Origin of the sequence: Hyalangium sp. (genome assembly GCF_035629615.1) — a bacterium.
Lineage (GTDB): Bacteria > Myxococcota > Myxococcia > Myxococcales > Myxococcaceae > Hyalangium.
The window spans coordinates 1-10386 of record NZ_DASPHO010000856.1 but is presented as its reverse complement, the minus strand read 5'-3'; the positions used below and the strand labels follow the sequence as shown (position 1 = coordinate 10386).

Genomic DNA, 10386 nt, shown 5'->3' with positions numbered 1-10386 from the left:
CGGAGGACGGCACGGACCACGAGCTCCCCTGGACAATCCTCGCCTATGTCCGGCGCACCCGTGAGCACGTGCTCATCGGCGACGCCTCCAAGCCTCACCCCTTCTCGTCCGACGAGTACCTGGCGCGCGGCCAGGCGCGGTCGGTGCTGTGCCTGCCGCTGCTGCGCCAGGAGCAGTTCTCCGGAGCGCTGTACCTGGAGAACAACCTGGCCACCAATGCCTTCAATCCCAAGCGACTGGCGCTGCTGGGGCAAATCGCCGCTCAGGCGGCCATCTCCATCGAGAACGCGCAGCTGTATGCGGACGTGCAGCGCGCCCGGGCGGAGCTGCGCCGGAGCAACGACGAGCTCGAGCAGCGGGTGGAGGAGCGCACGCGCGAGCTGAAGGATGCCCAGGCCCGGCTGGTGGACACGGCGCGCGCGGTGGGCATGGCCGAGGTGGCCTCCAACGTGCTTCACAACGTGGGCAACGTGCTCACCAGCGCCGTCATCAACCTGGAGACGATGCAGCGGGCGGTGGGCGCCTCGCGCGTGGGCCGGTTGAAGCAGGCCACGGCGCTGCTGGTGGAGAACCGCGGGGACCTGGCGAGCTTCCTGGCACCGAGCGCGCGCGGCAAGAACCTGCCGGACTACCTGGCGGCGCTGGCCGAGGAGCTGATGACCCAGCAGATGAGCCTGCTGGAGGACCTGGATGCGATGGGGCGGCACATCGAGCACATCCGCGCCATCGTCCAGGTGCAGCAGACGTACGCCAGGACTTCGCTGATGGCGGAGGAGTGCGACCTGACGCAGCTCATCGACGACGCCCTGCGCATCCAGATGGTGGCGCTCCAGCGTCACGGGGTGACCATCCTGCGCGAGCTGGCGCCGTTGCCGAGGATGAAGGTGGACAAGCACAAGGTGCTGCAGATCCTCATCAACCTCATCAGCAACGCGAAGTACGCGCTGGACGCGATGCCCGAGGGGGAGCGCAGCCTGCGGGTGCGGCTGTCCTCGGACGGGAAGCGGGTGCGCATCCAGGTGGCGGACAACGGGATGGGCATCCCGGAGGAGTCGCGGGAGAAGCTCTTCGCGCACGGCTTCACCACGCGCAAGGACGGCCACGGCTTTGGCCTGCACTCGAGCGCGCTGGCGGCGCAGATGCTGGGAGGGCGCCTCACCCTGGAGAGCGAGGGGCCGGGCAAGGGCGCCGTGGCCACCCTGGAGCTCCCCCTGTCCTAGAGGACCTCCCAGGAGGGACCGAGGAGACAACTCCAGCGGGGGCTTCCCGGGACGGATGTTCCGGTGTTCAATGCGTCCCGTGGAGTTCCCGTCAATCGAGGCTGAGGTCGCGTTCCTGCGGGGCCTGACGTCCGTCCAGCGGATCGCGGACGACATCCTCGAGGACTGCTTCGAGCGGGGGCTGGACCTCGACACCGGGCTGGACGTGTTCCTCACGCAGTGTGCGCGGATGGTGCATGGCAAGGCGGGCTTCGTGTGCCTGAAGGGCACGCAGGGCATAGTGCTCACGCGGGTGGTGGGCGAGCTGGGCGTGGACACCCGGGACGCAGTGAAGTGGACGGGCCCACGCCGGCTCGAGGACGGGCGGATGCTCTTCTGCACGAAGCTCACGCTCGGCAGGTTGGACCTGGGCACGCTGGGGCTCGCGCTGGAGGGGCGCTTCGAGGACGGCGGCAAGCTGGTGATGAAGCTGGTGGAGGCCATCGGCGAGCAGCTCGACTCGGCGGTGCTGGGCTTCCTGGCGCTCACGGATGGGCGCAGCGCGCTGGAGCGGCTGGATGAGCTGGCCGTGGACGAGGACTCGACCCCGGTGATGCGCGGCCGCATTGGCCGCTACGAGGTGGTGACGCCGCTGGGCACCGGCGGCATGGCGCAGGTGCTGGTGGTGCGCGCCCGGGGGCCGGAGGGGCTGGGGCGGCTGGTGGCGCTCAAGCGCATCCTCCCTCACCTGTCCACGGATCCGCTCATCGTGCAGCAGTTCCTGGACGAGGCCCGCATTGGCCTGCGGCTGTCCCATCCGAACCTCGTCACCGTCTACGACATTGGCGAGACCCAGGGCGCCTACTACATCGCCATGGAGCTGGTGCGCGGCGTGGACCTGGACCGGGTGTTGAAGACCCTGAAGGCGCCGCTGCCCGCCCCCCTGACGGTGGCGGTGGTGATTCAGGGACTCCATGGGCTGCACGCGGCGCACCTGCTGAAGGGCGAGGATGGGGCGCCGCTCCACCTGGTCCACCGGGACATGTCCCCGCACAACCTGATGCTGGGCTTCGACGGGCGGGTGAAGGTGCTGGACTTCGGCGTGGCCAAGGCGCGCGCGCAGCGCACGGTGACGCTGCCTGGCATCGTCAAGGGCAAGCCCCTCTACATGTCCCCGGAGCAGGCGCGCGGTGAGCGGCTGGACGCGCGCAGCGATCTGTTCTCCATGGGGCTCATCCTCTACGAGTCGCTCACGGGCAAGCGCGCCTTCGACAAGGGGGATGAGCTGGCCAGCATGTACGCCATCTGCGACGAGCAGCTGCGCCGGCCCGAGCGCATCCCCAGGCCGCTGTGGGAGGTGATGGAGGTGGCGCTGGCCAAGCGCGCGACGGACCGCTTCCGGGATGCCCAGGAGATGGCGGAGCGGCTCGCGGAGGTGGTGGCCCCGGCGAAGGACACGGAGCTGTCGCGGCTCGTCTCCGCGAACTTCCCGGAGCGGCTGCGCGACCTGGCCCGCCTGGATCGCTCCGCCTCTGAGAAGTCCAAGGCCGAGAAGACCCGCGCCCGCCCCGCCATGAAGCCCTCGGGCTGAGGGCTCCTGGCAGGGGAGGTGGGGACAAAGCCTCAGGAGCGGCGGAAGGTCGGATCGTCCGGATCCAGGTCCAGCTTGCGCGGGCCCTCCACGTCCCCATCACTGCGGATCTCCACCTTCTCGCGGCGCACCGTCTCCGCTACCCGCTGCTCCTCCTCGATGGCGTCCTTGCGGATGACCACCTCCTCGTCCACCACCGTGCGCTTCTGCACCTCCACCTCCTCGGCGCGCAGGGGCACCACCACCGTCTCCTCCTGGAAGGAGGCGTGCATCGCCGGACGATCCTTCACGTCGCGGCGCTCGACCCGGACGCGCTCGCGCCGCACGGGGACGGTGAGCTCCTTCTCCTCTTCGACGACGTCCTTGTGGACGCGGACCTCGCCGGCCTGCTTCTCACGCTTGATGACGTCCAGCTCCTCCTTGTAGACGGGGACAGCCACCTCGTCCTTGCCCACCATGGGCGCCGAGCCCACGTCTGCTCCGATGCCCTGGTCCGCCAGCACCCCGCGCTCTTCGTCGAGCGAGAAGCGGTGCAGGCCCTCCTTGCCATGCAGGAGGATGATCTCTCCGTCGCGGATGTCGCTGATCTCCGAATAGCGGCAGACATAGTCCTTCGGGAAGAAGAGCCCCTTCTCGATCAGGAACTCCCCCTCCTGCACCGCGAAGATCTTGCCGAGCTTCTCGCCATCGATGCTGCGGACCGTCATGCCTTCTCTCACGTCGCTGCGCTGATACATGGCTGCTCCCCTTGTAGGTAGTGGCCGGCCCACTCCGGCCTCTCCCCGAAAGTGGGGGCTCCTCTCCCGTCGGAAACCCCTGAAGGGATCACCGTCCGGTGGCACGGTGGAGCCCTCGCTCTCCGCCACAGGCGCGTGCCTCCCTGCCTGCTCCCAGAGGTGCGGGGCGTGGACTCGGGTCTCGGGCTTTCCAAGGAGGGCTTCCATCCCAAATGTTCGCTGGGCAGAGGTGTTCCTGGCCGGTCTTCCAGGGCTCAGCGTGCCCACCGTGCTCGGTGGGAGGCGGAGTGTGGGCAGCCCGGTGACCGTGGGAGCAGTCGCGGGCTGCCAGGCGTGCTGCTGGGGGCAGGCTTGGGAAGGGGGAGACATGGGCTGGCAGGTACATGAAGGCATGGTCGTTCTGACGGCGGACGGTGCGCGGCTGGGCAGGGTGGTACGCCGCGGCGAGGACACCTTCGTCGTCGAGAAGGGCTTGCTGCTCCCGCGGGACTTCATCGCCCGCTATGAGGACATCTCCGAGGTGCACGGGGAGGAGGTGCACCTGCGGCGGACCCGGGACGAGATGATTCCGGGCCCCCTGCTCCGGGGGCGGGAGCGCCAGGAGGTGGTACCGCTGGGGACTTTCGGGGCGCCGCAGGAGCTTGTCGTCGAGCTGGCCCACGAGGAAGCCCACCCCCACACCGTCATTCGGGAGGTCGGACAGCTGCGCATCCACAAGGTGGTCCGGACAGAGGTGCGGCACTTCAGCATCCCCGTTCGCCGCGAGGAGCTGGTGGTGGAGCGCATTCCGGTGACGGACGAGGCACAGGCCCAGGGGGTCGAGGCAGCCCCGGTCCCGGGCGGGGCGGCACCCTTCGAGGAGGTCTCCTTCGTCATCCCCCTCCGGGAGGAGCGGGTGGAGTTCACCCGGAGCACCCACGTCTGGCAGGAAGTGCGGGTGTCCAAGAGTGCCCTGGAGGAGCTGCAAGCCGTGCGCACCACCGTGCGCCGGGAGACGGCAGAGGTGGAGGAGCGTGGCGAGGTGCGCCACGAGGGGCCGGTTGACGGGCTCCACTCGTGAAGGACGGCCTTGGAGTAAAAACCAGCCAGCGCCATGGCTGCGAGCTTGACCCACATGACGGGCTCTCCTAGAAGACCGGAGCTTTTGCCGGTGACGGGAGACTCCGCATGCGACGTTTTGTCCCGATGCTGCTGGCCGCGCTTGCCTTCATGGTAGCCGGCTGCGAGAAGAAGACGCAGCCCGCGTCATCCGACACGGATACGAGTAAACAGGCCGCACAGGGCCAGGGGGGAACGGCCACTGCCCCACCTACCCCGGAGGGGACGCCCCCGCCGCCCGCGGCCTCCGACACCCTCCTGCTGGGCGTGGCGACCAGCCTCACCGGCGGGCAGGCGACCTTCGGCGTCTCCACCCGCAACGGCATCGAGCTGGCGCTCAAGGAGGCCAACGAGGCTGGCGGCGTGAAGGGCAAGAAGCTCACGGTGCGCGTGTATGACAACCAGGGCAAGCCCGAGGAGGCCGCCCAGGCCGTCACCCGCCTCATCAACCAGGACCGCGTGATTCTCATCCTCGGGGACGTGGCCTCCTCCAACTCGCTGGCCATGGCCGAGAAGGCGCAGGCGGCCGGGGTGCCGATGATCACCCCCTCGTCCACCAACCCGACGGTGACGGAGAAGGGCGACTTCATCTTCCGTGTCTGCTTCATCGACCCGTTCCAGGGCTTCGTGATGGCGAAGTTCGGCCGGGAGAACCTGAAGCTGTCCAAGGTGGCGGTGCTCCAGGACAACAAGAGCGCCTACTCCATTGGGCTCACGGACGTCTTCACCCGCAAGTTCACCGAGATGGGCGGGAAGATCACCGGCGTGGAGAGCTACAGCCAGGGCGACACCGACTACCGCGCGCAGCTGACCGCCATCAAGAAGGCGCAGCCGGAGGCCATCTACGTGCCCGGCTACTACAGCGAGGTGGGCGTCATTGCCCGCCAGGCGCGCGAGCTGGGGCTGAAGGTGCCGCTGCTGGGGGGGGACGGCTGGGACTCGGAGAAGCTGTACGAGCTGGGCGGCACCGCCATCCAGGGCAGCTACTTCTCCAACCACTACTCGCCGGACAACCCGGATCCGCGCATCCAGAAGTTCGTGTCGGACTACAAGGCGGCCTATGGCGGCGTGCCGGACGCGCTGGCGGCGCTCGCCTATGACGCGGCGAACGTGGCCATTGATGCGCTCAAGAAGGCGCCGGACACCTCCGGCAAGGCCATCCGGGATGCCATCGCCCAGACGAAGGGCTTCCCGGGCATCGCCGGCGCCATCACCCTGGACGAGAAGCGCAACGCAGTGAAGCCCGCGGTCGTCCTCAAAGTCGGCGATGGCAAGTCGGAGTACGTCACCACGGTCAACCCGTAAATGGCGCAGCTCCTCCAGCACCTCATCAACGGCCTGGCCTCCGGCACCATCTACGCGCTCGTCGCGCTCGGCTACACGATGGTGTACGGAGTCCTCAAGCTCATCAACTTCGCCCACGGTGACGTGATGATGGTGGGCGTGTACATGGGCTACGCCACGGCCTTCACGCTGGGCCGGCAGGAGCAGAAGACCTTCCTGGGAGTGGTGCTCATCTTCCTGGTGGCCATGGGGGGCTGCGCCCTGCTGGGCTTCCTCATCGAGCGCTTCGCCTACCGGCCGCTGCGCGAGAAGCCGCGGCTCACGTCGCTCATCACCGCCATTGGCATCTCCTTCACGCTCTCGTACGGCTTCCAGCTGGACATCGGCTTCCTGCCGGGCGCGGCGCCGCGGGCCTTCCCGGAGATCATCGTCCCCACCGAGTGGCTCATCATCGGTGACCGGGACGTCGTCGTCTGGAACTGGCAGGTGATGTCGCTGCTCATCGCGGTGGGGCTGATGGTGGGGCTGCAGTACCTGGTGTTCAAGACGCGCTTCGGGCGGGCCATGCGGGCGGTGTCCTATGACCACCGGGTGGCGGCGTTGATGGGCATCCCCACGGACCGGGTCATCGCCTTGACGTTCATGATCGGCAGCGCGTTGGCGGCGGGCGCGGGGCTGCTGTACGCCATCAAGGACACGTCGGTGAGCCCGCTGATGGGGCTGTATGTGGGGCTCAAGGCCTTCGTGGCGGCCGTGATTGGCGGCATCGGCCACGTGCCGGGGGCGGTGGTGGGCGCGCTGCTGCTGGGGCTGGTGGAGGAGTTCGTGGTGGGCTACGCCGCGAGCACGTGGCGTGACGCGGTGGCCTTCGGCATCCTGATCCTCGTGCTCCTCGTGAAGCCTGGCGGCCTGTTCGGCCGGGTCGCGGCGGAGAAGGTCTAGGGCGCATGGAATCCTCCGTTCCACCGTCCACGTCCGGTGTCCCTCCCATGCTTCGGGGCGTCCTCCCGGTGCTGGTGGCGCTGCCCGTCGTGATCCTGTTCGAGCAGCTGCTGGCCGCCGCGCCCTTCGCCACGTACCTGCTGTCCATCATGGGCGTGAACATCATCCTCGCGGTGAGCCTCAACATCGTGAACGGGATGACGGGGCAGTTCTCCATCGGCCACGCGGGCTTCATGGCGGTGGGGGCCTATGTGGCCGGCGTGCTCTCCTTGGCCCTCAAGGAGGTGGCCCTCTCCTTCCTGCCGGTGGCGGTGAGTGACCAGGTCTTCCTGCTCGTGGCCTTGCTGCTGGGGGGGGTGGTCTCCGCGGTGTGCGGCTTCGTGGTGGGACTGCCCAGCCTGCGGCTGCGCGGGGACTACCTGGCCATCGTGACGCTGGGCTTCGGGGAGATCATCCGCGTCGTCGTGCAGAACACGGACGCGTTCGGGCGCGCGCTGGGCCTGTCCGGCATCCCCCAGACGGCGGGCCTGGGCATGGTGGGCTTCTGGGTGTTCCTGGTGGTGCTGGTGGCGCGGCGCCTGGCGGGCTCCAGCCACGGTCGCAGCCTGTGGGCCATCCGCGAGGACGAGGTGGCCGCCGAGGCCATGGGCGTGGACACCACGGGCTACAAGGTGCGCGCCTTTGTCATCTCCGCGTTCTTCGCGGGCATCGCCGGCGGGTTGTTCGCCCACTTCGTCCCCATCATCAACCCCGGCTCGTTCACCTTCGTGAAGTCGATGGAGGTCGTCGTGATGGTGGTGCTGGGGGGCCTGGGCTCGACCACGGGCGCCATTATTGCGGCGATGTTCCTCACGCTGCTGCCGGAGGCGCTGCGCTCGGCCTTCACCGTCATGGGGGCCGAGGGCAGCCTGGCGCAGAAGGTCGATCAGATCCGCATGCCGGTGTACGGCCTGATGCTCGTGGCGCTGATGCTGCTGCGGCCGCAGGGGCTCTTCGGGACGAGGGAGATCTGGGAGGTGCTGCCGCGCTGGCTGCCCCGGCGGAGAAAGGGGCTCGCATGAGCTCCAAGCCCGAGCCTACGCCGCCGCAGCTGGCCGACGCTCCGCTGCTCAGGGCGGAGGGGGTCAGCATCCAGTTCGGCGGCCTCAAGGCCCTGACGGACTTTGATCTCTCCATCCACAAGGGGGATCTGCAGGGGCTCATCGGCCCGAACGGCGCCGGCAAGACGACGGCATTCAACGTGCTGACGGGGGTGTACAAGCCCTCCCAGGGCGAGGTGCGAGTCGTGGGGCGCAGGGTGAACAAGCTCAAGCCCCATCAGATCAACCACCTGGGGCTGGCGCGCACCTTCCAGAACATCCGCCTCTTCCGGGCCCTGACCGCGCTGGACAACGTGAAGGTGGCGTGCCGGGCCGAGGCGTTCTCCGATGCGGCGGCGCACGAGCTGGCGGTGGGGGCAATGCCCATCGGGCAGCTTGGGGCCCTTGCGGCGATTGTTGCCAACTGGAGGACCCTGCTCCTGGTGGGCTGGTGGAAGTCCCTGCTGCTGACGCCCCGCTTCCAGGCCGAGGAGCGCCGCATCACCCAGGAGGCCGAGCACCTGCTGGAGGTGATGGGCCTGTCGCACCGCCGGGACGAGGAGGCGCGCAATCTGCCCTACGGCGAGCAGCGGCGGCTGGAGATCGCCCGCGCGCTGGGCACGAAGCCGAAGGTGCTGTTGCTGGACGAGCCCGCCGCGGGCATGAACACCCGCGAGAAGGCGGACCTGATGGTGCTCATCCGCAAGCTGAGGGATGACTTCTCGCTGGGCATCCTCGTCATCGAGCACGACATGAAGCTGGTGATGGGCATCTGCGAGAAGATCACCGTGCTGGACCATGGAGAGATGATCGCCCGTGGCGCGCCCGAGCAGGTGCGCAGCGACCGGAAGGTCATCGAGGCGTACCTGGGGGACAGCTACCTGGAGACGCATGGAGGGGCGGCGTGAGCGTGGAGGTGAAGACGCTGGGAGAGCGCGAGCCCCGTCCGCCGATGCTGACGGTGGAGGACGTGAAGGTCCACTACGGGGCCATCCAGGCGCTCCGGGGTGTGTCGCTCTCGGTGGGCAAGGGCGAGGTGGTGGCGCTCATCGGAGCCAACGGCGCGGGCAAGACGAGCACGCTGCGCGCGGTGAGTGGCATGCTGAAGCCGAGCGGGGGCCGCATCACGCTCGAGGGGAAGAACATCACCGGGCTGAAGGCGCACCAGCTGGTGCCGCGCGGCATGGCGCACGCGCCGGAGGGGCGAGGCATCTTCCCCAACCTCACGGTGCAGGAGAACCTGGACCTGGGGGCGTACCTGCGGCGGGACACGGATGGGATCGCCGCGGACCAGGAGAAGAGCTTCGGGTTGTTCCCCGTGCTGAAGGAGCGGCGCAAGCAGATGGCGGGCACGCTCTCGGGTGGTGAGCAGCAGATGCTGGCGATCGCCCGGGCGCTGCTGAGCCGGCCACAGCTGCTGCTGCTGGACGAGCCCTCACTCGGCCTGGCGCCGCAGGTGACGGAGACGATCTTCCGCACGCTGCGCGAGGTGAACAAGACGGGGATGAGCATCCTGCTGGTGGAGCAGAACGCGCACCTGGCGCTGAGCATGGCCCACTACGGCTACGTGCTGGAGACGGGTGAGGTGGTGATGGCAGGCAAGGGCCGGGCGCTGCTCGAGAGTCCCGAGGTGCGCAAGGCGTACCTCGGCGAGTAGGCGCGCCTCTGGAGCAGCGCCGGACCCGGCTGGCTGCTCGAGGCTCAGATCACGGCAAGAGGACGCGCACGCCCACCTGGCCGGGGCCCGCGAGGATCTGGGTGGTGCCCGCTTGGGCGGGTGAGCCTTTGGGCGACGAGGAGCCGTCCATCAGCCAGAGGACCGCGCCGCCCACGGCCAGCGCCGCGCTCGCGCCCGCGACGAGGGTGGCTGTCCTCCGCTGAGACTCGATGTCCTCGCGGAGCGCGTCCAGACGAGGCAGGTCGCTGTACGGAGGGAGATTCTCCTCAGCGAAGGCACTGTTGAAGTCATTGGCCTTCGAGTTGGAAATTGTGATCAGGACGCCCGAGACGATGAGCCCGACGCCGCCCACAGCCATGCCCGAGATGCCGGCTGGCGTCTTCCACGTGCGTTCCCGAGGAGCCTCCTGCCTGAGGGAGGTGACGGGGGGGACGGGCGTCGGCGAGGTGGCCGTGGGCTCCGGGGCTGGGGAGGGGGAAGGGAGCGCCATGGGCTCGGGCTCGGGAGGGGAGCCGGGAGCGAGCGGCACGGAGAGGCTCTCCTGTTGCGGTGCCTTGGCCACCTCGAGCTGGTCGAGGAGCTGAGAGACGGCGAAGCGGACGACGTCGCTCGGCGGCTGGTCCTTGATTCGAGGCAGCTCGATGGGGCGCTCCTCGAGCTTCTTGCCGGTCTCATCCACCACGAGGCCGGTGATGCGGGTGGACTTGGGCGTGAAGGGATTGAGGGTGATGTAGAGGACGCGCGAGGCCTTGGTGGCGGCGCCGAGGCGTCCGAGGCA

Annotated in this window: 10 protein-coding genes; 8 read left to right on the top strand and 2 right to left on the bottom strand. The window is 68.7% G+C overall.

Features of this window, described 5'->3' with window-relative positions; genetic code table 11:
- Together VD972_RS43095 and VD972_RS43090 are read left to right on the top strand one after the other, a co-directional pair.
- On the top strand, positions 1 to 1220 hold a 1220-nt coding region (locus VD972_RS43095; RefSeq protein ID WP_324995537.1), incomplete at its 5' end, for a sensor histidine kinase.
- Positions 1221 to 1290: 70 nt separating this feature from the next.
- Positions 1291 to 2790, top strand: a complete 1500-nt coding sequence (locus VD972_RS43090; RefSeq protein WP_324995534.1) for a serine/threonine-protein kinase — start codon at positions 1291 to 1293, stop codon at positions 2788 to 2790.
- Positions 2791 to 2822: 32 nt separating this feature from the next.
- Here VD972_RS43090 and VD972_RS43085 read toward each other — a convergent pair whose 3' ends face one another.
- Complete coding sequence (locus VD972_RS43085) at positions 2823 to 3497, bottom strand: YsnF/AvaK domain-containing protein (RefSeq protein ID WP_324995532.1); 675 nt, start codon at positions 3495 to 3497, stop codon at positions 2823 to 2825.
- A gap of 421 nt (positions 3498 to 3918) precedes the next feature.
- Here VD972_RS43085 and VD972_RS43080 point away from each other — a divergent pair, with 421 nt between their 5' ends.
- The 6 genes from VD972_RS43080 to VD972_RS43055 all read left to right on the top strand — a co-directional run bounded on the left by VD972_RS43080 (position 3919) and on the right by VD972_RS43055 (position 9587).
- On the top strand, positions 3919 to 4587 hold the full coding sequence (locus tag VD972_RS43080) for a YsnF/AvaK domain-containing protein (protein WP_324995530.1): 669 nt from the start codon (positions 3919 to 3921) through the stop codon (positions 4585 to 4587).
- A 107-nt stretch (positions 4588 to 4694) separates the two neighbouring features.
- Positions 4695 to 5930, top strand: a complete 1236-nt coding sequence (locus VD972_RS43075) for an ABC transporter substrate-binding protein (protein ID WP_324995528.1) — start codon at positions 4695 to 4697, stop codon at positions 5928 to 5930.
- Positions 5931 to 6851 carry a branched-chain amino acid ABC transporter permease gene (locus tag VD972_RS43070; protein ID WP_324995526.1) on the top strand — a complete coding sequence of 307 codons (921 nt, stop codon included), beginning with the start codon at positions 5931 to 5933 and terminating at the stop codon, positions 6849 to 6851. It abuts the gene before it with no gap.
- Between the two features lie 47 nt (positions 6852 to 6898).
- A complete protein-coding gene (locus VD972_RS43065; protein WP_414654225.1) occupies positions 6899 to 7912 on the top strand; it encodes a branched-chain amino acid ABC transporter permease in 1014 nt (337 codons plus the stop codon).
- Positions 7909 to 8838, top strand: a complete 930-nt coding sequence (locus tag VD972_RS43060; protein ID WP_324995523.1) for an ABC transporter ATP-binding protein — start codon at positions 7909 to 7911, stop codon at positions 8836 to 8838. Before VD972_RS43065 ends, VD972_RS43060 begins: the two co-directional genes overlap by 4 nt.
- Positions 8839 to 8882: 44 nt before the next feature.
- Positions 8883 to 9587, top strand: coding sequence for an ABC transporter ATP-binding protein (locus VD972_RS43055; protein ID WP_324995539.1), 705 nt, complete (start codon positions 8883 to 8885; stop codon positions 9585 to 9587).
- 49 nt (positions 9588 to 9636) lie between these two features.
- Here VD972_RS43055 and VD972_RS43050 read toward each other — a convergent pair.
- Positions 9637 to 10386 (bottom strand): hypothetical protein (locus VD972_RS43050; RefSeq protein WP_324995521.1); only part of this gene is annotated, 750 nt, incomplete at its 5' end.

Coding starts and splice junctions, on each gene's coding strand:
- VD972_RS43090 (WP_324995534.1), top strand. CDS start 1,291: ATGCGTCCCGTGGAGTTCCCGTCAATCGAGGCTGAGGTCGCGTTCCTG.
- VD972_RS43085 (WP_324995532.1), bottom strand. CDS start 3,497: ATGACGGTCCGCAGCATCGATGGCGAGAAGCTCGGCAAGATCTTCGCG.
- VD972_RS43080 (WP_324995530.1), top strand. CDS start 3,919: ATGGTCGTTCTGACGGCGGACGGTGCGCGGCTGGGCAGGGTGGTACGC.
- VD972_RS43075 (WP_324995528.1), top strand. CDS start 4,695: ATGCGACGTTTTGTCCCGATGCTGCTGGCCGCGCTTGCCTTCATGGTA.
- VD972_RS43070 (WP_324995526.1), top strand. CDS start 5,931: ATGGCGCAGCTCCTCCAGCACCTCATCAACGGCCTGGCCTCCGGCACC.
- VD972_RS43065 (WP_414654225.1), top strand. CDS start 6,899: ATGCTTCGGGGCGTCCTCCCGGTGCTGGTGGCGCTGCCCGTCGTGATC.
- VD972_RS43060 (WP_324995523.1), top strand. CDS start 7,909: ATGAGCTCCAAGCCCGAGCCTACGCCGCCGCAGCTGGCCGACGCTCCG.
- VD972_RS43055 (WP_324995539.1), top strand. CDS start 8,883: ATGCTGACGGTGGAGGACGTGAAGGTCCACTACGGGGCCATCCAGGCG.